This window comes from Pseudonocardia lutea, from assembly GCF_042658055.1.
Classification (GTDB): Bacteria; Actinomycetota; Actinomycetes; order Mycobacteriales; family Pseudonocardiaceae; genus Pseudonocardia; species Pseudonocardia lutea.
Window position 1 is genome coordinate 91366 of sequence record NZ_JBHSQK010000008.1, and the last position, 24557, is coordinate 115922.

General features: G+C 74.1%; 21 protein-coding genes. 13 read left to right on the forward strand and 8 right to left on the reverse strand.

Features of this window, described 5'->3' with window-relative positions; all coding sequences use genetic code 11:
* Positions 1-25: 25 nt before the first annotated feature.
* Both ACFQH9_RS05140 and ACFQH9_RS05145 read right to left on the reverse strand, forming a co-directional pair.
* Complete coding sequence (locus ACFQH9_RS05140; RefSeq protein ID WP_379564720.1) at positions 26-1390, reverse strand: MFS transporter; 1365 nt, start codon at positions 1388-1390, stop codon at positions 26-28.
* A gap of 110 nt (positions 1391-1500) precedes the next feature.
* Positions 1501-2124: a TetR/AcrR family transcriptional regulator gene (locus tag ACFQH9_RS05145; protein WP_379564721.1), complete on the reverse strand. Its 624-nt coding sequence runs from the start codon at positions 2122-2124 to the stop codon at positions 1501-1503.
* 122 nt (positions 2125-2246) lie between these two features.
* Here ACFQH9_RS05145 and ACFQH9_RS05150 point away from each other — a divergent pair, with 122 nt between their 5' ends.
* From ACFQH9_RS05150 to ACFQH9_RS05180, 7 genes are all read left to right on the forward strand, one after another.
* A complete protein-coding gene (locus ACFQH9_RS05150; protein WP_379564722.1) occupies positions 2247-3083 on the forward strand; it encodes a MaoC/PaaZ C-terminal domain-containing protein in 837 nt (278 codons plus the stop codon).
* Positions 3080-3889 carry an alpha/beta fold hydrolase gene (locus tag ACFQH9_RS05155; RefSeq protein ID WP_379564723.1) on the forward strand — a complete coding sequence of 270 codons (810 nt, stop codon included), beginning with the start codon at positions 3080-3082 and terminating at the stop codon, positions 3887-3889. The genes ACFQH9_RS05150 and ACFQH9_RS05155 overlap by 4 nt, the downstream gene beginning before the upstream one ends.
* Entirely contained in the window at positions 3886-5571 is a 1686-nt protein-coding gene (locus ACFQH9_RS05160) for an AMP-binding protein (protein ID WP_379564724.1), read from the forward strand. Before ACFQH9_RS05155 ends, ACFQH9_RS05160 begins: the two co-directional genes overlap by 4 nt.
* Positions 5572-5613: 42 nt before the next feature.
* Positions 5614-7977 carry an NAD-dependent DNA ligase LigA gene (ligA, locus tag ACFQH9_RS05165; protein WP_379564725.1) on the forward strand — a complete coding sequence of 788 codons (2364 nt, stop codon included), beginning with the start codon at positions 5614-5616 and terminating at the stop codon, positions 7975-7977.
* A 162-nt stretch (positions 7978-8139) separates the two neighbouring features.
* The gene (locus tag ACFQH9_RS05170) at positions 8140-8862 is read left to right on the forward strand and encodes a 3-keto-5-aminohexanoate cleavage protein (protein WP_379564726.1); all 723 of its coding nucleotides are present in this window, start codon (positions 8140-8142) and stop codon (positions 8860-8862) included.
* Between the two features lie 166 nt (positions 8863-9028).
* Entirely contained in the window at positions 9029-10117 is a 1089-nt protein-coding gene (locus ACFQH9_RS05175; protein WP_379564727.1) for a ferredoxin reductase, read from the forward strand.
* A 62-nt stretch (positions 10118-10179) separates the two neighbouring features.
* A complete protein-coding gene (locus tag ACFQH9_RS05180; protein WP_379564728.1) occupies positions 10180-11397 on the forward strand; it encodes a fatty acid desaturase family protein in 1218 nt (405 codons plus the stop codon).
* Positions 11398-11586: 189 nt separating this feature from the next.
* Here ACFQH9_RS05180 and ACFQH9_RS05185 read toward each other — a convergent pair whose 3' ends face one another.
* Both ACFQH9_RS05185 and ACFQH9_RS05190 read right to left on the reverse strand, forming a co-directional pair.
* Entirely contained in the window at positions 11587-12744 is a 1158-nt protein-coding gene (locus tag ACFQH9_RS05185) for a PucR family transcriptional regulator (RefSeq protein WP_379564729.1), read from the reverse strand.
* A gap of 5 nt (positions 12745-12749) precedes the next feature.
* Positions 12750-13409, reverse strand: a complete 660-nt coding sequence (locus ACFQH9_RS05190) for an ACT domain-containing protein (RefSeq protein WP_379564730.1) — start codon at positions 13407-13409, stop codon at positions 12750-12752.
* 279 nt (positions 13410-13688) lie between these two features.
* Between ACFQH9_RS05190 and gatC the strand changes: the two genes are divergently transcribed.
* The 3 genes from gatC to gatB are packed head-to-tail and all read left to right on the forward strand — an operon-like array spanning position 13689 to position 17004.
* A complete protein-coding gene (gene gatC, locus ACFQH9_RS05195) occupies positions 13689-14000 on the forward strand; it encodes an Asp-tRNA(Asn)/Glu-tRNA(Gln) amidotransferase subunit GatC (RefSeq protein WP_379564731.1) in 312 nt (103 codons plus the stop codon).
* Positions 13997-15502, forward strand: coding sequence for an Asp-tRNA(Asn)/Glu-tRNA(Gln) amidotransferase subunit GatA (gatA, locus tag ACFQH9_RS05200; protein WP_379564732.1), 1506 nt, complete (start codon positions 13997-13999; stop codon positions 15500-15502). The genes gatC and gatA overlap by 4 nt, the downstream gene beginning before the upstream one ends.
* Positions 15499-17004: an Asp-tRNA(Asn)/Glu-tRNA(Gln) amidotransferase subunit GatB gene (gatB, locus tag ACFQH9_RS05205; protein ID WP_379564733.1), complete on the forward strand. Its 1506-nt coding sequence runs from the start codon at positions 15499-15501 to the stop codon at positions 17002-17004. Before gatA ends, gatB begins: the two co-directional genes overlap by 4 nt.
* 298 nt (positions 17005-17302) lie before the next feature.
* On the opposite strand, the gene ACFQH9_RS05210 is transcribed toward gatB, so the two are convergent.
* Complete coding sequence (locus ACFQH9_RS05210; protein WP_379564734.1) at positions 17303-18469, reverse strand: PQQ-dependent sugar dehydrogenase; 1167 nt, start codon at positions 18467-18469, stop codon at positions 17303-17305.
* 53 nt (positions 18470-18522) lie between these two features.
* Between ACFQH9_RS05210 and ACFQH9_RS05215 the strand changes: the two genes are divergently transcribed.
* On the forward strand, positions 18523-19434 hold the full coding sequence (locus tag ACFQH9_RS05215) for a 2-hydroxyacid dehydrogenase (protein ID WP_379564735.1): 912 nt from the start codon (positions 18523-18525) through the stop codon (positions 19432-19434).
* 16 nt (positions 19435-19450) lie between these two features.
* Here ACFQH9_RS05215 and ACFQH9_RS05220 read toward each other — a convergent pair whose 3' ends face one another.
* Positions 19451-19891, reverse strand: coding sequence for a PPOX class F420-dependent oxidoreductase (locus ACFQH9_RS05220; RefSeq protein WP_379564736.1), 441 nt, complete (start codon positions 19889-19891; stop codon positions 19451-19453).
* Positions 19892-19985: 94 nt separating this feature from the next.
* Between ACFQH9_RS05220 and ACFQH9_RS05225 the strand changes: the two genes are divergently transcribed.
* Positions 19986-20567 (forward strand): DoxX family protein, encoded by a 582-nt coding sequence (locus ACFQH9_RS05225; protein WP_379564737.1) that lies wholly within the window; start codon positions 19986-19988, stop codon positions 20565-20567.
* Positions 20564-21439: a phosphotransferase gene (locus ACFQH9_RS05230; RefSeq protein WP_379564738.1), complete on the forward strand. Its 876-nt coding sequence runs from the start codon at positions 20564-20566 to the stop codon at positions 21437-21439. The genes ACFQH9_RS05225 and ACFQH9_RS05230 overlap by 4 nt, the downstream gene beginning before the upstream one ends.
* Positions 21440-21558: 119 nt before the next feature.
* Here ACFQH9_RS05230 and ACFQH9_RS05235 read toward each other — a convergent pair whose 3' ends face one another.
* Together ACFQH9_RS05235 and ilvD are read right to left on the reverse strand one after the other, a co-directional pair.
* Positions 21559-22536 (reverse strand): aldo/keto reductase, encoded by a 978-nt coding sequence (locus ACFQH9_RS05235; RefSeq protein ID WP_379564739.1) that lies wholly within the window; start codon positions 22534-22536, stop codon positions 21559-21561.
* Between the two features lie 124 nt (positions 22537-22660).
* Positions 22661-24502, reverse strand: a complete 1842-nt coding sequence (gene ilvD / locus ACFQH9_RS05240; RefSeq protein WP_379564772.1) for a dihydroxy-acid dehydratase — start codon at positions 24500-24502, stop codon at positions 22661-22663.
* Between the last annotated feature and the right edge of the window lie 55 nt (positions 24503-24557).

Consider the following 24557-nt stretch of genomic DNA (forward strand, 5'->3'; position numbering starts at 1 on the left):
GGGAGCGCCGTTCGGGTGCCGGGGGTCAGGAGGCGTGCGCGGGCACCGGCGCGTCGGAGGTCTCGTAGAGGTCCCGGCGGAACCGCTCCTTGATCGTCGCGACGGCGACGAAGGTGACCGCCGCCCCCGCGACGATGTAGAGCGACACCGACCACGAGGACCCGGTCGCGGCCAGCAGCGCGGTCATGACGAACGGCGCGAGCCCACCGGCGAACACGGACGCGAACTGGTAGCCGAGCGAGGCGCCGGAGTAGCGGACGTCGGCCGGGAACATCTCGGCGTAGAGCGTGGCCTGCGGGCCGTACATCGTGGCGTGGATCGTGAAGCCGATCAGCAGCGCCAGGAAGACCAGCGGCACGGAGCCCGTGTTCACCATCCAGAACATCGGGAAGGCGAACAGCGCCATCAGCACGGTGCCGGTCAGGTACAGCTTCTTGCGGGTGCCCATCCGGTCGGTGAGCGCGCCGAAGAAGGGCATCGTGACGACCTGGGTCAGCCCGGCGGCCATCACGCACCACAGGATCGAGGTGCGGGACATGCCGACGGTCTTGGTCGCGTAGTCGAGCATGCCGCTGATCAGGATGTAGAAGGTCGCGTTGACCACGAAGAACGCGCCGGCGGCCTGCAGGATCTCCCGCCAGTAGCGGCGGATCGCCTCGAGCAGCGGCGCCTTGCGCAGCCCGGCCTCGCGCTTCGACTCCGCCGAGCGGTGCTGCAGCTCGCGGAACACCGGGGTGTCCTCGATCTTGAGCTGCACGTAGATGCCGATCAGCACGAGCAGCAGGCCGGACAGGAACGGGACCCGCCAGCCCCAGGCGTCGAACTGCTCCGGGGTGAGCGCGGCGGTGAGGACCAGGAAGAAGATGTTGCCGGCCACGGCGCCGAAGATCGCGCCGGTCTGCACCAGGCTGCCGTAGAAGCCGCGGCGCTCCACCGGCGCGTGCTCGGTGAGCAGCAGCGCGGCGCCGCCCCACTGCGCGCCGACGCCCAGGCCCTGCACCAGCCGGGCGACGACGAGCAGGATCGGCGCCCAGACGCCGATGGTCGCGTAGCCCGGCAGCACGCCGATCGCGGTGGTCGCGAGACCCATCACGAGCATGGCGACGACGAGCGGGGGCTTGCGGCCGAACCGGTCGCCCACGTGCCCGGCGATGATCCCGCCCAGCGGCCGCGCCACGAACCCGACGGCGAAGGTGGCGAACGAGGCGAGCGTGCCGGCGACCGGGCTGGCCGAGGGGAAGAACTGGTGGCCGAGCACCAGCGCGGCGGCCGTCGCGTAGATCAGGAAGTCGAACCACTCGAGGGTGGTCGCGAAGACCGCGGCCGCGGCGAGCCTTCCCATGCGCGGCGGAGCGGTGTGCTCCGTCCGGTCCTGCTTGTCGGGGGACATTGTCGGCAACCTCCGCCACGGTGCGGTGCGTCGTCCGCGGGAGTACGGACGCCGATACGAACGATCGTTCTTACCGTAGCCGCGGCGTCCTCGTGCGACAAGGGGAGGGGTCAGGCGCGGGGCAGGGGGGCCTCGAGCAGGGCCAGCGCGTAGCGGGCGTGCTGCTCGGCGAGCTGCCCGCGGGAGAGCCGGCCGTCCGGCCGGTACCAGGTGGCGACGGCGTTGACCATGGACAGGACGGCCCGCGCGGCGTCCGCGGCGTGCGGCGTGCGGAACTCCCCGCTCGCCACGCCCTGCTCCACGATGTCGGCGAAGATCGCCTGCGTGCGGTCGCGGTCGGCCACCAGCCGAGCCCGGTCCTCGCCCTGCAGGTAGCGCACCTCCGCGGTCGAGACCAGCATCGCGAGCTGCTGGTCCACCACGAACCCGACGTAGGCGCGCACCGCCTCGCGCATCCGGGAGGCGGCGTCGTCCCCCGCGTCGGCGACCGCCCGCCGCACCCGGGTCTCGAGCTCGGCGTTGGCCCGCCGCAGCACCTCGGCGAGCAGGTGGGACTTCGAGGGGAAGTAGTTGTAGAGGTTCGACAGGCTGGTGCCCGCGCCCTTCGCGACCTCGCGCATCGAGGCGCCGTTGAACCCCTGGGCGCCGAACGCGGCCAGTGCCGCATTGAGGATCGCGGCCTCGTTCCCGCGCCCCGTGTCGGCGACCAGGAGCGCCGGGGAACGATCGTTCATGCTGCCCAGGCTAGTGCAGCCCGCGCTCTTGACGACGGGTACGGACGGGTGGTTGTGTCGAGAACGCAAGAACGTTCGTTCGTGCAGTCGTTCGCACACCGTCGTCGACGAAGGGGGGCCGCGTGCCGACCGAGCAGGTCCTGCGACCCGACACCGACACCCGGACCGGGCCCGGCCGCCGGTTCGAGGAGTTCACGGTCGGGGAGCGCTTCACCAGCGCGCCCCGGACCGTCACGGCCACCGACCTGGCGGAGTTCACCCGGCTCTCCGGCGACGACCACCCGCTGCACGCGGGGCCGGACGGGATCCTGCAGGGCCCGTTCGGCCTCGCCGTCGCGATGGGCCTGCTGCAGGGCCTGGGCCTGCACGGCTCCGCGGTCCGCGGGCTGCTCGACACCCACTGGAGCTACCGGTTGCCGCTGCGGGTCGGCGACACGGTGCGCCTGCAGATGACGGTCGTGAGGTGCCGGCGCACCCGCAAGGGCGACGCCGGCGTGGTCACCCGGCACATGCGGCTGCTCGACGAGCAGGGCCGCACCGTGCAGGAGGGCACCACCTCCGCGCTGGTCGACGCCGCGGGCCCGGGCCCCGACCCGGTCGGGCGTGCCTTCGGGACCGTCGCGTGGGGCGAGGCGCTGGTCGCCGCGCTCGCCCCGGAGTTCGCCGAGTCCCTGGCCACCTGGGACGGCGCGATCGGGCTGCGCGCCGGCGAGCACGAGGTCAGCCTGCGGGTCTACCGCGGCAAGGTCATCGAGGTGGCCGGCCGCGCGGCGCTGGGCCCCACCTTCACCGTCGAGGCGGACGAGCTCACCTGGACCGAGCTCGTCACGGCCCCGGCCAACGAGTTCACCCGCTTCGCCATGTCCGGCCGGTTCGGCATGCGGGGCAACGGCTACGAGTACCTGCGTCTGACGAAGGCCCTGCACCTGATCGTCGACGCGGCCCGGGGGATCGCATGAGGTACATCGACATCGGCGGGGCGCTGGCGTTCGTCGAGGAGCACGGCCCGGGCGACGGAGTTCCGGTTCTCTGCCTGCACACCGCGGGGCAGAGCGGGGTGCAGTGGCGCCACGTCGCCCCGGCGCTGGCCGCGCGCGGCTTCCGGGTCGTGGTACCGGACCTGCCCGGGCACGGCCGCTCCGAGCCCGCCCCCGGCGGCCCGGTGACCGACCTGGGCGTCTACGCCGACTGGTGCCTCGAGCTGATCGACGCCCTCGGGCTGGCGCGCCCGTACGTCGTCGGCTGCTCGATCGGCGGGAAGATCACCCTGGATCTGGCCGCGCGGGCGTCGGACCGGGTGGCGGGGATCGTCGCGATGGCCGCGAACGCCTGGACCGGGGGCACGCCCTCCGAGCGGGGGCTGCGCCGCGAGCTGTCCGACGTGGCCGCCCCGAGCCGGACGGACCGGACGTACCTGGGGACGCTCGCCGTCGTCGGGCGGTCGGTGCCGGCGGAGCGGGCCGAGCTGATCGCGACCATGCACCGGCGCGAGGACCCGGCGATCTCGAACTCGGACCTGATCGGCTGGACGACCCACGACCTGCGCGATCAGCTGGGCGGGGTCACCTGCCCGGCGCACCTCGTCGTCGGCGCGGACGACCTGTGGGTCCCGGCCGCCGGCACACGCGCGGCGGCCGCCCTCATCCCGGGTGCGCGGTGCACCGTGCTCGAGGGGATCGGGCACTATCCGATGGAGGAGATCGAGGGCTTCGACGGCGTGCTCGCGGGCTGGCTGGCGGAGCTCGGGAGCGAGGTGGCGGCATGAGCGGGACCCCGTCCGACCAGGCGGAGGAGCGCGCGCCGCTCGTCGCCCCGCACGCCGTCTCCCCGCACCCGGCCTCCGGTCCGGTGCCGCACGACCTGCCCGACCTGCTCGGCCGGATCGCCGCGCGGGACCCCGGGGCCGTCGTCGTCCTGGACAAGGGCCCGGCCGGCGAGCGGATCGCGGTCACCCGCGGCGAGCTGTGGCGGCGCACCGGCGCGCTCGCCGAGGAGCTGCGCGCCCACGGGATCGGCGCCGGGGACTGCGTCGCGGTGTGGATGCCCAACTGGAGCGACGCGCTGGCCTGGCAGTTCGCCGTGGCGGCGCGCGGGGCGCACGTCATCGGGATCAACACCCGGTACAACGTCGAGGAGGTCCGGCACGTCCTCGACCGCGCCCGTCCGAAGCTGGTCGCCCTGGCCCACGACTTCCACGGCCTGGACCTGCTCGCCCGGCTGAAGGAGGCGGTCGGCGACGGGCCCGCCCCGCCGGTCGCGGTCGTCGCGGGGCCGGGCCGCGAGGCGCCGGACCCGGCGGTCGCGGACCTCGGCGGCGGCGCCTGGGTGCCCACCGCGACGGCGGGCCCGGCCGACGACACCGTGCCCCGCTCGGACCCCGCGGACCTCGCGGTGGCGTTCACGACCTCCGGCTCGACCGGCATGCCCAAGCTCGCGGCGCACTCCGCGGCGGGCGTGCTCGCGCACGCGGCCGCCGACGCCGCGACGATCGGGATCGCCGAGGGCGAGCACGTGCTGTGCGCCCTGCCGCTGTCCGGGGTGTTCGGCTACCAGACCGCGATGGCCGCGCTCGCCGCCGGCGGGGTCTGCGTTTTCGCCCCCGTCTTCTCGGCCGACGCCGTGCTCGCGGACATGGAGTCGCTCGGCGTCACCCACGTCGTCGGCGGGGACGACCTGGTCCTGCGGCTCGCCGAGGCGTGGCGCGAGCACCCGCGGGACCTGTCGGCCTGGCGCTGGTGGGGGGTGGCGGACTTCCAGGGCCGCTCCCGCGAGCTGGCCGCCTGGGCGCGCGACGAGTTCGGCACCCTCACCTCGGGGGTCTACGGCTCCTCCGAGCTGTTCGCGCTCACCGCCCACTGGCCGCACGACGAGCCGGAGCCGGCCCGCTGGGTCGGCGGCGGGCGCGTCGTGCACCCCAGCATCGAGGTGCGGGTGGCCGACCCGGTCACCGGCGAGGTGTTGGCCCCCGGACACGAGGGCGAGCTGCAGTTCCGCGGGCCCAACGTCGTCGACGCCTACCTGGGTGCCGAGGTCCCCGACGCGTTCACCCGGGACGGCTGGTTCCACTCCGGCGACCTGGGCACGATCGTCGACGACGGGGTGTTCGCCTACGTCTGCCGGATGGGCGACGCGCTGCGGCTGCACGGCTTCCTCGTCGACCCCGCGGAGATCGAGGTGCGGCTGGCCGCGCACCCGGACGTGCACACGGCGAAGGTCGTCGGCGTCCCGGACGCCTCCGGAGCCACGGTCGCGATCGGCTTCGTGGTGCCCGAGGAGGGGCGCGCGCCGGAGCCGGCCGCGCTGCGGGCCTGGTGCGCCGAGGGCCTGGCCAAGTTCAAGGTGCCCGAGACCGTGCACGTCATCGAGGCCATGCCGACCACCTCGGGCACCAACGGCACCAAGATCCGCGCCGCCGCGCTGCGGGAGTGGGCCGCCGCCGCACGCTGAGTTCCCCCGGGTCTGTCGGTGCGGGCCACTAACCTGCATCCCGTGAGCCCGGACAGCGTCCCCACCAGCACCGTTCCCGACGACGTGCGGGAGCGGCACGCCGCGCTCGCGACCGAGGTCGCGGACCACCAGTTCCGCTACTACGTGCTCGACGCGCCGGTGGTCTCGGACGGCCAGTTCGACGAGCTGTGGCGTGCGCTGATCGCGCTGGAGGAGGAGTACCCCGAGCTCCGCACCCCGGACTCGCCCACCCAGAAGGTCGGCGGGAGGTTCTCCACCGAGTTCACCGCGTACGACCACCTCGAGCGGATGCTCAGCCTGGACAACGCGTTCAGCGAGGAGGACCTGCGGGCCTGGGCGGAGCGCACCGTCCGGGAGGTCGGCGCGGACCTGCACTACCTGTGCGAGCTGAAGATCGACGGGCTCGCGGTGAACCTGCTCTACGAGAACGGGGTGCTCACCCGCGCGCTGACCCGGGGGGACGGGCGCACGGGCGAGGACATCACGCTCAACATGCGCACCCTCGAGGAGGTGCCCGAGAAGCTGACCGGCAGCGAGGAGTTCCCGGTGCCCGAGCTCGTCGAGGTGCGCGGCGAGGTGTACTTCCGGCTCGAGGACTTCCAGCGGCTCAACGCCGCGCTGGTCGAGGCGGGCAAGCCGCCCTTCGCCAACCCGCGCAACACCGCGGCCGGCTCGCTGCGCCAGAAGGACCCGCGGGTCACCGCGTCGCGCAACCTGCGGCTGATCTGCCACGGGCTGGGCAGGCGCAAGGGCTTCACCCCGGTCACCCAGTCGCACTCCTACGAGGCGCTGCAGGCGTGGGGGCTGCCGGTCTCCACCCGCACCGTCGTGTTCACCTCGATCGACGAGGTGGTGGCGCACGTCGCCTACTGGGGCGAGCACCGGCACGACATCGAGCACGAGATCGACGGCGTGGTCGTCAAGGTCGACGAGGTGGCCCTGCAGCGCCGCCTCGGCGCCACCTCGCGCGCGCCCCGCTGGGCGATCGCCTACAAGTACCCGCCGGAGGAGGCCACCACCACGCTGCTGGACATCCAGGTCAACGTGGGCCGGACCGGGCGGGTCACCCCGTTCGCGGTCATGGAGCCCGTGCTGGTCGCCGGGTCCACGGTGTCGATGGCCACCCTGCACAACGAGGACGAGGTGCGCCGCAAGGGCGTGCTGATCGGCGACCGGGTCGTCATCCGCAAGGCGGGCGACGTGATCCCCGAGGTGCTGGGCCCGGTCACGGACGTGCGCACGGGCGAGGAGCGGGCGTTCGTCATGCCCACGCACTGCCCCGAGTGCGGCACCGAGCTGGTGCGGCAGAAGGCGGGCGACGTCGACCAGCGCTGCCCCAACGCCCGCTCCTGCCCCGCGCAGCTGCGCGAGCGGCTGTTCCACGTGGCCGGCCGCGGGGCGTTCGACATCGAGGGCCTGGGCTACGAGGCCGCCACGGCGCTGCTGAGGTCCGGGGTGGTGCACGACGAGGGCGACGTCTTCGCCCTCACCGAGGAGGACCTGCTGCAGGTCGACCTCTTCCGCACCAAGGCGGGCGCGCTGTCGGCCAACGGCCGGAAGCTGCTGCAGAACCTGGAGGCGGCGAAGGACCGGCCGCTGTGGCGGGTGCTCGTCGGCCTGTCCATCCGGCACGTCGGGCCCACGGCGGCGCAGGCGCTGGCCCGCGAGTTCCACTCGCTCGAGGCGATCGAGGCCGCGGCCGCGCGCGCCCGGGAGGAGACCGAACGGGCCGGGGTGGAGATCACCTCGGACGGTTCGGCGGCCGAGGAGCCGGAGGGCGAGCCCACCGAGGAGCCGGAGGGCGAGCCCACCGCGGAGCCGGGTCCCGAGCCGACCGACGGGGCGGACGCGGCGGCGAGCGACGGGGCCGGGGACGCCGATCCCGAGGTCCTCGTCGCCGAGGCCGAGAAGGCGCAGAAGGCCGCCACCCGCGCCCAGGCCAAGGCGGTGGCCGCCGCGCTGGCGCCGATCGCCGGCGTCGAGGGCGTGGGCCCCACGATCGCCGCCGCGGTGCGGGACTGGTTCACGGTGGACTGGCACCGCGAGGTCGTCGCGAAGTGGCGGGCCGCGGGGGTGCGGATGGTCGACGAGGTCGACGAGTCCGTCCCGCGCACGCTGGAGGGCCTGTCGATCGTGATCACCGGCTCGATGGAGAACTTCTCCCGGGACGAGGCCAAGGAGGCGATCATGGCCCGGGGCGGCCGGGCCGCCGGCTCGGTCTCGAAGAAGACCGCGTTCCTGGTGGCGGGCGACGCGCCCGGGTCCAAGTACGACAAGGCCGTCGAGCTCGGCGTCCCGGTGCTCGACGAGGAGGGCTTCCGTGTCCTGCTGGACCGCGGCCCGGAGGAGGCCACCCGACACGCCGAGGCCGCATCGGGAGCGTGACACGCGTCAGCAGTTGGAGGGACCTCCCGGGCCGGTCGCGCGGCCCCGCGGTCCGGGCGCACTAGGCTCGCGGCTTCCGCTCCCCGCAGGGACCGGACCGGTGGTCGCGCCGGCCGGCCCCGCCGTGGGCGCGGCGCGGATCCTGGTGAAGGAGGAGGCACGGTGCTGCAGGCGGTTCTGAACGGTTCGCGTCCGGAGGACGCGCACCCGGCGCTGCCAGTCCTCGCCCGGCACCTCGCGCGGGACGCCCGCGCCGTCGCCCGCCTCGGCGTCCAGTCCGTCCACGTCCACCCGCGGGACCCGCTAGGGCACGAGACCATCGACCCGGTCCACGTCGGGGACGCGGTCGCGCTCATCCGGCAGGAGGCGCCGGGCGTCGAGATCGGCGTGACCACCGGGCGGTGGATCCAGCCGGACCCGAACCTGCGCATCGAGGCCGTGCTCAGCTGGGGCCGGCTCGGCGTGGGCAAGCCCGACGTGTGTTCGGTCAACGTGCACGAGAAGGGCTGGGTCGAGGTCTGCCGGGCGGCGGCGTCGGTGAACATCGGCGTCGAGCTCGGCGTCTGGACCAGCGGCGACGCCGTCACCCTCCGGCAGAGCGGTGTCCCGCCGCGGACCGTCCGCGTGCTGGCCGAGTCGACCGTGGTGTCGGACCCGGAGACCGCCGTCGCGGAGGCGGTCCGGATCGTGCGCGCGCTGGGCCAGCTGCCCGTGCCGGTGCTGCTGCACGGCGAGGAGGACGGCGCCTGGCCGGTGCTGGAGTACGCGCTGCGGATGGGCGTCGACACCCGGATCGGCTTCGAGGACGTGCTCGTCCGGCCGGACGGCTGGCTCGCCACGGGCAACGACGACCTCGTCCGCGCCGCCCTCGGCATCCGGGTCTGACCCACGCTCAGGACGACACCGGAACGACACCGAAACCCCCAGGGTTCCCGCTCCGACCGATCGTCACGCCCCGATCTCGAGCTTGTTGGTCCGGCAACAGAATGCGGCGGCAGCGCGTGGCCGTCGTCGTGGTCGTGACCGATCCGTGATCCCTACCGTGGGGTTCATGAGCTCCGCAAGCCGGTTCCGGGACAGCCGTACTGCCCGGCGTGTCCGGGCCGCCGCCGGGCTGCTGATCACGCCCCTGGTGCCCGACGACGTCCTCGGCACCCTGAACCCGATGTGGTCCCGGTCCGCGCCGCGGGCCCGCGTGGTGCGGGTGGTCCGCGAGACCCCCGACACCACCACGCTCGTGCTGCGGCCGGGGACGCGGTTCGCGCGGCACGTGCCGGGCCAGTACCTCGGGATCGGGCTGCAGGTCGACGGCGTCTGGCACTGGCGGACCTACTCGGTCACCTCGCGGCCGGGGGACCCGCTGCTGTCGGTCGCGGTCACCGCGGTCCCCGGCGGGATCCTCTCCGGGAGGCTCGCGCACGACACCCCCGTGGGCACCGTCGTCGGGCTCGGGCCGGCGGCGGGGGAGTTCACGCTCCCCGAGCCGACGCCGGAGAAGCTGCTCTTCGTCACCGCGGGCAGTGGTGTCACGCCGGTGATGGGGATGCTGCGCTCGCTCGACCCGGCCGCGCTGTCCGGCGCGGTCCTGGTCCACTGCGACCGCACCCCGGACGAGGTCGTGTTCGGGCCGGAGCTGCGCGCGCTCGCCGCGCGCACCGGCCTGCGGCTCGTCGAGCGGCACACCGCCGGGGAGGGCCGGCTCACGCCGGACGCCCTCGCCGACGCGGTGCCGGACTGGGCGGTCCGGGAGACGTGGGCCTGCGGGCCCGCCGGCCTGCTCGACACGCTCGCCGAGCACTGGGAGCGCGCGGGCGTTCCGGAGCTGCTGCACGTCGAGCGGTTCGCGCCGAAGCGCGCGGCGAGCGCGGCGGGCACCGGCGGCCGGATCACGTTCGCCGCCAGCGGCCTCGTCGCCGACGCCGCGCCCGACACCCCGGTCCTGCTCGCCGGCGAGGTGGCCGGTGCCCTGCTCCCCAACGGCTGCCGGATGGGCATCTGCCACACCTGCGTCGGGAAGCTGCAGGCCGGCGCGGTCCGCGACCTGCAGTCCGGCGAGCTGGTCGACGCCGCCGACCAGCCCGGCCGCCCCGTCCGCACCTGCGTCTCGGCCCCGGCCGGCGACATCACCCTCGACCTCTAGACCCCGTGAGCGGCCACCGCCCCCCGTCCCTCACGACCCCCACCGAGCTGGAGAGACACCGCATGTTCCGTCGCGACCCGCAGGCCCCCGCCAGGACCGCCCCCGAGACCGCTCCCGGGACCGTCCGCGAGGTGGTCTCCGCCGCCGCGCACCTCACCGACGAGCAGGTCGAGGCGCTCGGCGCGGAGCTCGACGCGATCCGCGAGGAGGTCGAGGCCTCCCGCGGCGAGCGGGACGCCCGCTACATCCACGCCGTGATCCGCGCCCAGCGCGGGCTGGAGTTCGGTGGCCGCGGGCTGCTGCTCCTCTCGAAGTTCCCGCCGGCCTGGATCCTCGGGACCGCGGCGCTGTCGGTCGCGAAGATCCTCGAGAACATGGAGCTCGGGCACAACATCCTGCACGGCCAGTGGGACTGGATGCGGGACCCGAAGATCCACTCGACGACCTGGGACTGGGACCACGTCGACCCGGCCGAGTTCTGGAAGCGCTCGCACAACTACGAGCACCACACCTTCACCAACATCCGGGGCAAGGACCGCGACCTCGGCTACACGGTCATGCGGATCATGCCCGAGGAGGAGTGGCGGCCGGCGCACCTGCTGCAGCCGCTCACGAACGTCGGCCTGTCGCTGATCTTCGAGTACGGCATCGCGCTGTACGACATCGAGACCGACAAGATCCGCAGCGGCGAGAAGTCCTGGGCCGAGGCGAAGCCGCAGATCGCCGCGACCCTGCGGAAGATCGGCAAGCAGGCGGCGAAGGACTACGTGCTGTTCCCGCTGCTGTCCGGCCCGTCGGCGCTCTCGACGCTGACCGCGAACCTCACCGCGAACCTCGTGCGCAACGTGTGGTCGCACGCGGTGATCTTCTGCGGGCACTTCCCCGACGGCACCGAGACCTTCGAGGAGGAGCGGCTCGACGGCGAGACCCAGGGTCAGTGGTACATCCGCCAGATGCTGGGCTCGGCCAACCTGACCGGCAGCAAGGCCATGCACCTCATGACCGGCAACCTGTCGCACCAGATCGAGCACCACCTCTTCCCCGACCTGCCCAGCAACCGCTACGCCGAGATCGCGCCGAAGGTGCGGGACATCTGCGAGCGCTACGGCCTGCCGTACAACGCCGGCCCGCTGCCGACGCAGTACGCGAAGGTCTGGCGCAAGATCCTCCGGCTGGCCTTCCCCGGCGGCCACGAGCGCTACGGCGCCCCGAAGCCCACGCCCCGCAGCAGGATCGGCCGCGCCGTCCGCCGCGCCGCCCCCGCCCGCCTCGCCGCGTAGGACCGCACCAGGGAACCATGACGCGAGTCTCGAGCCGCATTTCCCGCGTCATGGTTCCACAACGCGGCTCCGGAGCCTGGAATCGCGCGGTATGGTTCCACGCTGCGGGATTCGGGGGCTGAAACTCGCGTCATGGTTTCCTGACGCGGCTCCGACGGCCCTGATCGCGCAGTATGGTTCCAGAGTGCGTCACGGTTTCGCGTCGAGGGCGCGCAGGCCGACCGTCAGCTCGAGCCGCTGGGCAGGGTCGTCGAGGGCCTCGCCGTAGGTCTCCCGCAGGCTCGCCAGGCGGTAGCGCACCGTCTGCGGGTGCACGTGCAGGGCCGCGGCCGCGGTGCTGACGTCGCCGTGGGCGTCGAGCCAGGCCCGCAGCGTCTCCACTGCGCGGGCCGCCGCCCCGGAGGGCATGTCCTGCAGCGGCCCCGTGACCCGTTCCCGCAGGTCGGCAGCCAGGTCGGGGGCGCCGACCAGCAGCAGCTCGACGAGATGGGTGTCGGCCCGCAGCAGCGGGTCGCCGTCCCGGGCGAGCAGCCCCGCCGCGTGCGCCGGCCAGGCGGACCGCGCCCGCGCCGCCGACCGGTGCGCCTCCGCGGCGGGCACCACCGGGCCCAGGACCGCCGACCGGTCCTTGAGGGCGGCGCGCACCAGCTCGTCGAGCCCGTCGCGCACCGCGGGCACGAACGCGATCCCGGCCGGGTCGAGGTTCGCCGCGACCGCGCCGGGGATCCGCGCGGCGACCTCCACGGCGTCGTCGACGACCAGGGCGGCCAGCCGGGCGGGGACCGTCCAGCCCGCCGCCGACGCCAGCTTCTCGATCTCCGCCGGCTCGGTGGGCGGCCGCACGACCAGCGCCTCGACCAGGGCGTTGCGCCGGGTCTGCAGCGACCCGGCCTGCATCGCCTCCTCCTGAGCCCACCCGGCGACCGACGCCGCGGACAGCTGCTCCACGTAGGAGAACAGCGCCTCGGCCAGCGCGAAGATCACGTCGGGCGGCAGCGCCCGGGCGACGGGGCTCTCGCCGACCGCCCGCCAGACCGTGCGCGTGCCGACCTGGTAGGCGCTCTGCAGCGCGGCCAGCGTGCGGCCCTCGCGGTGCTCGACGCGGCCCAGCTCGGCGTAGATCCGGGTGTCCGGCAGCTCCGTGTCCGAGCCGAGCAGCCCGACGAACTGGTCGAGCGCGACCGTGACGCCCTGCGTGATCCGGTTGCCGAAGTTGCCCTTCAGCGGCCGTGAGTACTCCGCGACCTGCGCCCGGACCTCGGCGATGATCTCGTCCGTCGCACCCACGACGTACGGGCGCAGCGCCTTCCCGGCGGCGGCGGGGACGCGGACCCAGGGGCGGTCCACCGGGCTCAGGCCCCGAGGACCGCGGCCACGATCCCGGCCAGGTGGGTCAGCCGAGCCAGCTCCGAGGGCCGGAACGCCGGCCCGCCCGGCCGCCCGACGACCAGCGCCTTGGCCGGCAGCGAGGTGCCGAACGGCGCCGCGGCCAGCTCGGTGTCCAGCGCGCTCCACGGCTCGGGCACCCAGTGCACCTCGGGATCCACGATCAACGCCTTGTCCAGCGGCAGCCACGGCAGGTCGCCCGCCCGCGTCTCGGGCGCGGCCGAGGAGTCGGCCAGCCGGTAGGAGCGGCCCTCCTCCCGGGCGGCGACGATCGCCCAGCCCGCGCGGAACAGCCGCGGGACCTCCTCGGCGAGCCGCTTCAGCCCGTGCTCCGGGTCGGAGGCGATCGCGTCGACCAGCTCCAGCTCGCGGTGGGTGTCCAGACGGCCGCTGTAGGGCCGCACCGACTCCACCTGCACGCCGGGCACCGACTCGGCCGCCGTGATCAGGACGTCCGGCGGGCGGCCCGAGGGCAGCTCGACGGCCAGGTCGTCGACCGCCTGCCCGTCCGTGCGCTCGACGACGTCGACACCCAGGATGTCCGCCCCGGCGGCACCGAGGGCCGTGGCGACCGCGCCCAGGATGCCCGGTTTGTCCGGCAGGACCACCCGGAGCAGGAACGACACTCCGCCACGCCTCCTCGAACTCGCGGTAGGGACCGACCGCACGACACGACGACGCCCACCCGCCGAGGGCCGGGGGCGTCGTCGTCGATTACCTCGCCGATCCTGCCAAACCCGCGGCGGCCCGGGACAGCCGCAGGGGGTTGACAGCGCGGGCGAAACCCGTCGGCGGAGTGTCGGCCGGCGCGAATAGACTCGACGACGGCCCGGCCGCCCGTGCCCGCGAGGACGCGAGTGACCCGGTCGCGTCCGCCCCCAGAGCCCAACGCCGAAGGAACCCTCATGTCCCCCGACTCCGGGGCCATCTCCCGGGACGAGGTCGCGCACCTCGCCCGGCTGGCCCGGTTGGCCGTCACGGACGCCGAGCTCGACGTCTTCGCCGGCCAGCTCGACGTCATCCTCGGCGCCGTCGCCCGCGTGGGCGAGGTGGCCGCCGAGGACATCCCGCCGACGTCGCACGCGGTGCCGCTGCAGAACGTCTTCCGGCCGGACGTCCGGCGGCCCGGGCTGAGCCAGGAGCAGGCCCTCGCCGGCGCGCCCGCCGCCGAGGACGGCCGTTTCCGCGTGCCCCGGATCCTGGGGGAGGAGCAGTGAGCGACCTGATCCACCTCACCGCCGCCGAGCTGGCCGGGAGGATCCACTCGGGTGAGGTCTCGGCCGTCGAGGCCGCCCAGGCCCACCTGGACCGCATCGCCGAGGTCGACGGCGAGGTGCACGCCTTCCTGCACGTCGGGACCGAGGCCGCGCTGGCCAACGCCGCCCTCGTCGACGAGGCGGTCCGGGCCGGCACCGCGCCCGCCTCCCCGCTCGCCGGGGTGCCGCTGGCGCTCAAGGACGTGTTCACCACCGTGGACATGCCCACGACCTGCGGGTCGAAGATCCTCGAGGGCTGGCGCCCGCCGTACGACGCCACGCTCACCGCGCGGCTGCGCGCCGCGGGGATCACGATCCTGGGCAAGACCAACATGGACGAGTTCGCCATGGGCTCCTCCACCGAGCACTCGGCCTACGGACCCACCCGCAACCCGTGGGACCTCTCCCGGATCCCCGGCGGGTCCGGCGGCGGGTCCGCGGCCGCGCTCGCCGCGTTCGAGGCGCCGCTGGCGATCGGTACCGACACGGGCGGCTCGATCCGCCAGCCCGCCGCCGTCACCGGCACCGTGGGCGTCAAGCCGACCTACGGCGGGGTGTCCCGCTACGGCCTCGTGGCCTGCGCGTCCTCGCTCGACCAGGGCGGCCCGTGCGCCCGCACGGTGCTCGACGCCGCGCTGCTGCACGAGGTGATCGCCGGGCACGACCCGCTCGACTCCACCTCGATCGACGCGCCGGTGCCGGCCGTCGTCGAGGCCGCGCGGATCGGCGCACAGGGCGACCTGTCGGGTGTCCGGATCGGCGTGGTGCGCGAGCTGGGCGGCGAGGGCTACCAGCCCGGCGTGCGGGCCTCGTTCGACGGCGCGCTGCGCCGGCTGGAGAAGCTCGGCGCCGAGGTCGTCGAGGTGTCCTGCCCGCACTTCGAGTACGGGCTGGCGGCCTACTACCTGATCCTGCCGAGCGAGGTGTCGTCGAACCTCGCCCGGTTCGACGCGATGCGCTACGGCCTGCGCGTCGACAAGGGCGCGTCGGCCGAGGAGGTCATGGCGGCCACCCGCGAGGCCGGGTTCGGCCCCGAGGTCAAGCGCCGGATCATCCTGGGCACCTACGCGCTGTCGTCGGGCTACTACGACGCCTACTACGGGCAGGCGCAGAAGGTCCGCACGCTGATCAGCCGGGACTTCGCCGCCGCGTTCGAGCAGGCGGACGTGCTGGTCAGCCCGACCACGCCGACCACGGCCTTCCCGATCGGGGAGAAGGTCGACGACCCGCTGGCCATGTACCTCAACGACCTCGCCACCATCCCGACCAACCTGGCCGGTGTGGCCGGCATGTCGGTGCCGTCGGGCCTGGCGGAGGAGGACGGCCTGCCGGTCGGGCTGCAGATCATGGCGCCCGCGCTCGGCGAGGCCATGATGTACCGCGTCGGCGCGGCCTTCGAGGCCGCGCGCGACGCCGACGAGGGCGGGCCGCTGATCGCCCGCGTCCCGGAGGTCGCGCAGTGACAACCACCGCTCCCGCACTGGTCGACTTCGACGACGTCGTGGCCCGCTACGAGCCCACCCTCGGGCTCGAGGTGCACGTCGAGCTGTCGACCAGCACGAAGATGTTCTGCGGCTGCCCCACCGACTTCGGCGCCGAGCCGAACACCCAGGTCTGCCCGACCTGTCTGGGGCTGCCCGGCTCGCTGCCGGTGGTGAACCGGGCCGCGGTGGAGGCCGCGATCCGGATCGGGCTGGCGCTGAACTGCTCGATCGCGCCGTGGGGCCGGTTCGCGCGGAAGAACTACTTCTACCCGGACATGCCCAAGAACTTCCAGACCTCGCAGTACGACGAGCCGATCGCCGTCGACGGCTGGATGGACGTCACGCTGGAGGACGGCGAGGTCGTGCGCGTGGGCATCGAGCGCGCGCACATGGAGGAGGACACCGGCAAGTCGCTGCACGTCGGCGGCGCGGACGGGCGGATCCACGGCGCAGAGTACTCGCTGCTGGACTACAACCGGGCCGGCGTTCCGCTGATCGAGATCGTCACGAAGATGATCCCGGGCACCGGCGCCCGCGCACCGGAGGTGGCGCGGGCCTACGTCACGCAGCTGCGGGACCTGATCAAGTCGCTGGGCGTCTCGGACGTGCGGATGGACCAGGGCTCCATGCGGTGCGACGTGAACCTGTCGCTCTCGCCCGCGGGCTCCGGCGTGCTCGGCACCCGCACCGAGACCAAGAACGTCAACTCGCTGCGCTCGGTCGAGCGGGCCGTCCGGCACGAGATGCAGCGCCAGGCCGGCGTGCTCGACGGCGGCGGCGCGATCGTCCAGGAGACCCGGCACTTCGAGGAGCAGTCCGGCACCACCCGGCCGGGCCGGCGCAAGGAGACCTCGGAGGACTACCGGTACTTCCCGGAGCCCGACCTGGTGCCGATCGCGCCGAGCCCGGAGTGGGTCGAGGAGCTGCGCGGTACCCTGCCCGAGCTGCCCTGGGAGCACCGCAAGCGGATCCAGGAGGCCTGGGGCCTGTCGGACGAGGAGCTGCGCGACCTGGTCAACGCCGGGGCGCTCGAGCTCATCGAGGCCACGGTCGCCGAGGGCGCGCCGGCCGGTGAGGCCCGCTCGTGGTGGGTCGCCTACCTCGCTCAACAGGCCAACACGCGCGGCGTGGAGCTGGCCGAGCTGCCGATCACCCCGGCGCAGGTCGCCCGCGTCGTCGCGCTGGTGGCCTCCGGCGACCTCAACAACAAGCTGGCCCGCCAGGTGGTCGACGGTGTGCTGGCCGGCGAGGGCGAACCGGACGAGGTCGTCGGGAAGCGCGGCCTCGAGGTCGTGTCGGACGACTCGGCCCTCGTCGCCGCGGTCGACGAGGCCCTCGCGGCCCAGCCGGACGTCGTCGAGAAGATCAAGGGCGGCAAGGTCCAGGCCGCCGGCGCGATCGTCGGCGCGGTCATGAAGGCCACCAGGGGCCAGGCCGACGCCAAGCGGGTCCGGGAGCTGATCCTCGAACGCTGCAGCTGACGCTGCTTGTGTGCCGTCGGTGGTGCTCGAGCACCACCGACCGCTCACGACCCACAGCGTCGTCACACGGCCCCGTCCACCGGCCCGGTCGCCGGAGGGCGGGGCCGTGGCCGTCCCTCACCGACGTCCGACGACCATGATCGTCCGTCGTGGAGCGGAAGGGTCGGAAATCGACCCCTCGCGGCCACATGACGTGATCATGGGCCCGGGTGGTCCGTCGTGATCATGGACCCCGAGGGGTCCGTCGCCACGGTCCTCCACCGGCTCGGCCGGTGCGGTGAGCCCCATGGGCCGCCCGTCAGGCGCGGCTCGCACCGCCCCCGCTGGGCGGCTGGATGCGGATGACGCGGTCGTCGCTGGCGACCGGCTTGCCGCCGGAGGACTTGTTGACCGTGCCGAGCCAGAGCAGCCCGTCCGAGCCGAGGGTGGCGGCGGCGAGGCGGCCGTAGACGTTGGCGAGGAGGGTCTCGGGGGCGCCGGAGAAGCTGCCGTCGTCGGCGGGGCGCAGCACCGAGAGCGCCGCGCCGCCGGTCAACGCCACCGCCACCACGCCGGGCTGGGCCATGCAGCCCGCGACGCCGGGGCGGTCCGGCCAGGTCCACGCGGCGGGGCCGAGCGGGCCGGGGGCGACCCGGTAGAGCACGTCGCGCGAGACCGCGCGGTCGGTGACCCACACCGACTCGCTGGTCGGGTCCATGCAGATCCCCCCGGGCTGCGCCAGCCCCGTGCTCAGCACCGGCGAGCCCGGGTTCGGGTTGGCCGCGGCGGGCCGGCCGAGGGTGTCGATGCGCAGCACCTTGCCGTTGAGCGCGGTGGGGGCGGGGGCGGGATCGCCGGCGTTGCCGGTGGCGACGAGCAGGGTGTTGTCCGCGTCCGTGCCGAGGGCGCCGCCGTTGCCGGAGGGGCCCTTCGGGATCCCGGTCAGCACCGGCTTGGGCGGCTCGTTCGGCGCCAGCCGGAGCACCCGGTTGTCCTCGCGGGTGGTCGCGTAGGCGTAGACGAGCTGGTCCTCCTGATAGGTGGGGGAGAGCACCAGCCCGGTCAGGCCCCCGCCGCCCACCGCGTCGACCGGCACCGTGGTGATCAGCACGGGCTCCTTGCCGCGCTCCACGCGCAGCACCCGGCCGGTCGCGCGCTCGCCGACCAGCGCCGACACGCCGCTGGGCAGCACGGCGACGGCTCCGACGGGGTCCAGGCAGGTGGCGACGACCTGGGGGTCCGGGTCGTCGCAGCCGACCGGGGTCTGCGGGGCGCCCGGCGCCGGGGAACCGTCCCCGTCCTCGCCGGGCTCGCCGCCGGGTTCCTGCTGCACGGACGGGGGGCCGCCCAGCTCGCCCTGCCCCTCGGTCTTCTCCTGCCAGTCCCGCGGGCCCTCGTCGGGGAAGGTCGCGCAGCCCGCGAGCAGCGCGAGCAGGCCGACCAGGGCGACCAGCGCGAGCCGCAGACGGGGAGGGCGGTGGCGCACGGTGATCAGGCTAGGCGCGGTGAGGTGAGCGGCCGGTGAGTAGCGTCGGTCCCATGACCGTGGTCCTGGTCCCGCACCCGCGCGGTGCCGACGCCCTCGCCGACCTGCCGAACCTCCGCCCCCTGGTCTACGACCCGACGAAGCCGCTGCCCGCGGGCGCCGAGGAGGCCGAGGTCCTCGTCCCGCCCTTCCTCGCCACGGGCAAGGTCGTGGAGCTCGCCGAGGGCCTGCCGAACCTCAAGCTCGTGCAGCTGCTCACCGCGGGCGCGGAGGCGTGGATCGGGAAGCTGCCCGAGGGCGTGCTGCTCTCGGACGGCAAGGGCGCGCACGGCGGCGCGACGGCGGAGTGGATCGTCGCGGTGCTCCTCGCGGTGTACCGGGAGCTGCCGGGCTTCGTCCGGGCGCAGGAGCGCGGCGAGTGGTCCCAGCACGTCACCGACGAGCTCGGTGGCAAGCGGGTGCTGGTCGTCGGGGCGGGCGACGTCGCGGAGAACCTGGTGCGCCGGCTCGAGCCCTTCGAGGTGGAGATCACGCTGGTGGGCCGGCGCGGGCGCGAGGGCGTGCACGGCATCGACGAGGTGCACGACCTGCTGCCGCACCACGACGCCTGCGTGGTGATCGTCCCGTTGACCGACGAGACCCGCGGCCTGGTCGACAAGGACTTCCTGGCCGCGATGCCCGACGGCGCGCTGCTGGTCAACGGCGCGCGGGGCCCGGTCGCCGACACGGACGCCCTGCTCGCGGAGCTGCGCAGCGGTCGGCTCCGGGCGGCCGTCGACGTCACCGACCCCGAACCGCTGCCCGCCGGCCACCCGCTGTGGGAGGCGCCGGGCCTGCTGCTGACCCCGCACGTCGGCGGCAGCGTCCCCGCCGCGATGCGCCGCGCCTTCCGCGTGATGCGCGAGCAGCTCGCGTACTACGCGCGCGGCGAGGAGCCGCCCAACGTCGTGCGCGACGGCTACTGACCCGGAGCCGAGGGGCTCAGTCCTCGGTGCCGACGTCGTTGCGCTGGTCGATCAGCGTCTGCCGCTCCGGCGTGATCCAGAGGATCACCCGCTCGGACTTGATCATGTCCGGCGGGTAGTCCTCGCCGTTGTACTTCCGCGAGAGCTCGTCGATGTGGGTGCGGGCCTCGTCGCCGGTCGTCGTGTCGGTGACGCGCCCGCGGACCTCGGCGTAGCGGTACGGGTTGTCCTCGTCGCGGATCAGGACCGTGATCCGCGCGTCCCGCCCGACGTTGCGCGCCTTCGCCCGGTGCGTCTCGGTGTTGAGCACCAGCCTCCCGTCCTTGATCCCGCACCAGATCATGTGGTTCTGGATCCGCCCGCTGGGGAAGACGGTCGCGACCGCGGCGAAGTTCGCCCCCTCGGCCAGCTTGACGGTGTCGGGGTGCAGCTCGGGTCCGTCCAGGGTGTCGGCCATGGTCGTCGCATGCCCCGACCCCCCGGGGCGAAACCTGGTGAACACGCTGGTCGGGGAGCCCCCGGGCGGGTCGGGCACGGATAGTCTCGGCGCCATGACCGATCCCACCCGGCAGTTCGACATCGGCACGCTCGGCGGGACCCGGCCCCCGGCCGAGGACACCGACCGCCGACCGGTGGCGTGGAGCGGGGGTGCCGACGTCGGCATGCTGCTGCTGCGCCTCGGCGTCGGCGGGATCTTCGTGGCCCACGGCCTGCAGAAGGTCTTCGGGATGTGGGGCGGCCGGGGGATCGGCGAGACCACCACCATCCTGACCGATCTCGGCTTCCGGCAGGCCTCGACGCTGGCCTGGGCGCTCGGCTTCGGCGAGCTGATCCTCGGCGCGATGCTGGTCGTCGGGCTGTTCACCCCGCTCGCGGCGGCGGGGCTGCTCGCCGTCAAGATCTGCGCGGTCGTGGTGAAGTGGGGCAGCCCGTTCTTCGTCGCCGTCTCGCCGAACGCCCTCGAGCTCGACGTCGCGCTCGGCGCCGGGGTCGCCGCGCTGCTGTTCGTCGGGGCCGGGCGGATCTCGCTGGACAGCGGCCGGACCTGGCAGCGCCGGCCGGTGCCCTGGACGGTGCTGTTCCTGGTCCTCGGGGTCGCGGTCGCCGTGGCCGTGCTCTTCGGCCTGCGGTGACGAACTGGCCGGACGCCGTCGCCCGGCGGCTCGGCGGTCCCGTGGAGATCGTCTCCCGCCGGCCGCTGAGCGGCGGGTACGTGGCGGCCGGGGTCGAGCGCGTCGACCTGCGGCTGGACGACCGGGTGCTCCCGGTCGTGGTCAAGCCCACGGCGCCGGTGGAGGTCGCCGCGATGCGGGCGGTCGCCGTGGTCGAGGGTGTCCGGGCGCCGCGGATGCTGCACCCCGATCCGCTCGTGCTGAGCTGGGTCGAGGGCGAGCCGGCGCGGGAGGGCGATCCCGTGCCGGACGACGTCTGGCGGACCCTCGCGCGCGTGCACCGGCACTGGTTCCGCAAGCGGGCCCGCGGCGTCCCGGTCGTCGACGCCGCGTGGTGGGCCGCCCTGTGCGAGCGGACCCTCGTGGCGCTGCGGGGCGGCGCGGCCCGCACCGGCGAGCCCGCGTACTCCCGCGCCGCCGGCCTGGTGGCGCAGTGGGCCGGCGACCCGCGGATCCGCGCCGCGCTCGCCCTGCTGCCCCGCACGCTCTGCCACGGCGACCCGCACCGCGGCAACGTCCTGGGCCGCTCGCTGATCGACTGGGGCAACGCCCGGATGGCGCCGGCGGGCCTGGACCTCGCGGTGCTGCGCGCGCAGGGCGAGGTCGACGAGTCCGCCTACCGCGTCGAGGCCCCCGCCCTGCCCGGCCCGCTCGCCGCCGTCGAGCGGGAGTGGGCGCGGGCCCACGTGCACGTGCAGTACCTGGGCTTCGCCGCCGACCACCTCGGCGCGGCCCGCGTCACCGAGATGATCGACACCGCCGCGCAGGCCCTGGACCGCCTCGGCCCCGCCCTCAACGCATGCACGAACGGCACTCCCGCTCACCAGGTCTGAGCGAACGGCACTCCCGCTCACGAGGAACGAGCGAAGGTGCCGCACGTGCAACCCGGTTCCCGAGCGCGCCAACGGCGCTTTCGCTCACCAGGAATGAGCGAAATCGCCGTTCGTGCGGATCAGCGGCCGACGGTGCGCTGCAGGTGCTCCGGGTAGCGGGCGCCGGCCACACCTTCGCCGACGGCGTCGAGCTCGCTGATCTCCTCGGGCGTGAGCTCCAGGGTCGCCGCCCCGACGTTCTGCTCCAGGTAGGTGCGCCGCTTGGTGCCGGGGATCGGCACGACGTGCTCGCCCTTGGCCTGCACCCAGGCCAGCGCCAGCTGCCCGGCGGTCACGCCGCGCTTCTCCGCCAACGCCTTCACGGTGTCGACGATCGCGAGGTTGGCGGAGAGGTTCTCCTCGCTGAAGCGGGGCAGCCCGGCCCGCATGTCCTTCTCGCCGAGCTGCGACGCCGAGGTGATCGAGCCCGTCAGGAAGCCGCGGCCGAGCGGGGAGAACGGCACGATCCCGATGCCCAGCTCCGCGCACGTCGGCGCGATCTCCGCCTCGATGTCGCGGGTCCACAGCGACCACTCGCTCTGCAGCGCGGTGACCGGGTGCACGGCGTGCGCACGCCGGATGGTGGCCGCGCCCGCCTCGGAGAGGCCGGCGTACCGGATCTTGCCGGCCTCGACGAGCTCGGCGAGCGCGCCCCAGGTCTCCTCGATCGGGGTGTCCGGGTCGACCCGGTGCTGGTAGTAGAGGTCGATGTGGTCCACGCCGAGCCGGGCGAGGGACTCGTCGCAGCACTGCTTCACGTAGGCGGCGTCGCCGCGCGCGGCCTGGTGGCCCTCGGCGTCCCGGACGATCCCGAACTTGGTGGCGAGCACGACCTCCTCCCGCCGGTCCCGGATCGCCCGGCCGACGAGCTCCTCGTTGGCCCCGGCGCCGTAGACGTTCGCGGTGTCGAGCAGCGTGACGCCCAGGTCGAGCGCGCGGTGGATGGTCGCGACCGACTCGGTCTCGTCGCCGGTGCCGTAGCTCTGGCTCATGCCCATGCAACCGAGGCCCTGGGCGGAGACGGTCAGCGCACCGAGCGTGCGGGTGGGAAGGGTCATGCCCTCAACCTACGCCCGCATTATGGAACCATAACGCGCGCAGCCGGCCCGATTTCCGCACTATGGTTCCATAACGCGCTCGAAACGGGCCGGAATGCGCGTCATGGAACCATACTGCGAGCTGTTACGGCACGTGGCGGACGGCGCCGGTGTCGGCGCTGGTGGCCATGGCGGCGTAGGCGCGCAGGGCCTTGCTCACCGGGCGGTCGCGGTCCTTCGGGGTCCACGGCCGCTCGGAGGCCTCCGTCTTGGCGCGGCGCTCGGCGAGCACCTCGTCGTCGACGAGGACCTGCAGGGTGCGCTCGCGGACGTCGATGAGGATCCGGTCCCCGTCCTCGACCAGCCCGATCGCGCCGCCGGCCGCGGCCTCGGGGGCGACGTGCCCGACCGAGATGCCGCTCGAACCGCCGGAGAACCGGCCGTCCGTGACCAGCGCGCACTTCGCGCCCAGGCCCGCGCCCTTGAGGAACGCGGTCGGGTGCAGCATCTCCTGCATGCCCGGCCCGCCGGCGGGCCCCTCGTAGCGGACCACCAGGACGTCGCCGGGCTGGATCTGCTTGGTGAGGATGACCGACACGGCCTCCTCCTGGCTCTCGACGACCCGCGCCGGGCCCTCGAACCGCCAGATGTCCTCCGGGATCCCGGCGGTCTTGATCACCGCGCCGTTCTCCGCGAGGTTGCCGCGCAGCACGGCGAGCCCGCCGTCGGCGGTGTAGGCGTGCTCGCGGTCGCGGATGCAGCCGCCGGCGGCGTCGGTGTCGAGCGACGACCAGCGGTTCTCCGTGGAGAACGCCTCGGTCGTCCGGACCCCGCCGGGCGCGGCGTGGTAGAGCTCGACCGCCTTCGCCGACGGCGAGGCGGCCCGGATGTCCCACTCGGACAGCCACTGCGCCAGCGAGGGGGAGTGCACGGAGTGGACGCCCTCGTTGAGCAGCCCGGCCCGCCACAGCTCGCCGAGGATGGCGGGGATGCCACCGGCCCGGTGCACGTCCTCCATGTGGTAGTCCGAGTTCGGCGAGACCTTGGCCAGGCAGGGCACCCGCCGCGAGATCGCGTCGATGTCGGCCAGCGAGAAGTCGATCTCGCCCTCCTGCGCCGCGGCCAGGATGTGCAGCACCGTGTTGGTCGACCCGCCCATCGCGACGTCGAGCGCCATGGCGTTCTCGAACGCCTCGCGGGTGGCGATGTTGCGCGGGAGCGCGGACTCGTCGTCCTGCTCGTACCAGCGCTTCGCCAGCGCCATCACCGTGCGGCCGGCCTCGAGGAACAGCTCGCGGCGCGCGGCGTGGGTGGCCAGGGTGGAGCCGTTGCCGGGCAGCGACAGGCCGAGGGCCTCGGTGAGGCAGTTCATGGAGTTCGCGGTGAACATGCCGGAGCAGGAACCGCAGGTCGGGCAGGCCGAGCGCTCGACGATCGACAGCCCGTCCTCGTCCACGGCCGAGGACGCCGAGGCGGAGATCGCGGTGATCAGGTCGGTGGGGGCGTGCGCCACCCCGTCGACGACGACGGCCTTGCCGGCCTCCATCGGCCCGCCGGACACGAACACCGTGGGGATGTTGAGCCGCATGGCGGCGTTGAGCATGCCCGGGGTGATCTTGTCGCAGTTCGAGATGCAGACGAGCGCGTCGGCGGCGTGGCCGTTGACCATGTACTCGACGGCGTCGGAGATGATCTCGCGGGAGGGCAGCGAGTAGAGCATGCCGCCGTGTCCCATGGCGATGCCGTCGTCGACCGCGATGGTGTTGAACTCGCGCGGCACGCCCCCGGCCTCGCGGACCGCCGAGGCGACGAGGTCGCCGAGGTCCTTGAGGTGCACGTGCCCGGGCACGAACTGGGTGTAGGAGTTGGCGATCGCGACGATCGGCTTGCCGAAGTCCGCGTCGCCCATGCCGGTGGCGCGCCACAGGGAGCGGGCACCGGCGGCGTTGCGGCCGTGCGTGGTGACTCTCGAACGGAGGGCCGGCATCGGGTCAGGTCCTTTCGGGGGCCGACGGGGGCTCCGGCTCGGAGCCTCCGCCTGT

Bases quoted from the DNA above. Each gene is read 5' to 3' on its own strand.
- ACFQH9_RS05140 (WP_379564720.1), bottom strand. From the start codon at position 1,390: ATGTCCCCCGACAAGCAGGACCGGACGGAGCACACCGCTCCGCCGCGC.
- ACFQH9_RS05145 (WP_379564721.1), bottom strand. From the start codon at position 2,124: ATGAACGATCGTTCCCCGGCGCTCCTGGTCGCCGACACGGGGCGCGGG.
- ACFQH9_RS05155 (WP_379564723.1), top strand. From the start codon at position 3,080: ATGAGGTACATCGACATCGGCGGGGCGCTGGCGTTCGTCGAGGAGCAC.
- ACFQH9_RS05160 (WP_379564724.1), top strand. From the start codon at position 3,886: ATGAGCGGGACCCCGTCCGACCAGGCGGAGGAGCGCGCGCCGCTCGTC.
- ACFQH9_RS05175 (WP_379564727.1), top strand. From the start codon at position 9,029: ATGAGCTCCGCAAGCCGGTTCCGGGACAGCCGTACTGCCCGGCGTGTC.
- ACFQH9_RS05180 (WP_379564728.1), top strand. From the start codon at position 10,180: ATGTTCCGTCGCGACCCGCAGGCCCCCGCCAGGACCGCCCCCGAGACC.
- gatC (WP_379564731.1), top strand. From the start codon at position 13,689: ATGTCCCCCGACTCCGGGGCCATCTCCCGGGACGAGGTCGCGCACCTC.
- ACFQH9_RS05215 (WP_379564735.1), top strand. From the start codon at position 18,523: ATGACCGTGGTCCTGGTCCCGCACCCGCGCGGTGCCGACGCCCTCGCC.
- ACFQH9_RS05220 (WP_379564736.1), bottom strand. From the start codon at position 19,891: ATGGCCGACACCCTGGACGGACCCGAGCTGCACCCCGACACCGTCAAG.
- ACFQH9_RS05225 (WP_379564737.1), top strand. From the start codon at position 19,986: ATGACCGATCCCACCCGGCAGTTCGACATCGGCACGCTCGGCGGGACC.
- ACFQH9_RS05235 (WP_379564739.1), bottom strand. From the start codon at position 22,536: ATGACCCTTCCCACCCGCACGCTCGGTGCGCTGACCGTCTCCGCCCAG.
- ilvD (WP_379564772.1), bottom strand. From the start codon at position 24,502: ATGCCGGCCCTCCGTTCGAGAGTCACCACGCACGGCCGCAACGCCGCC.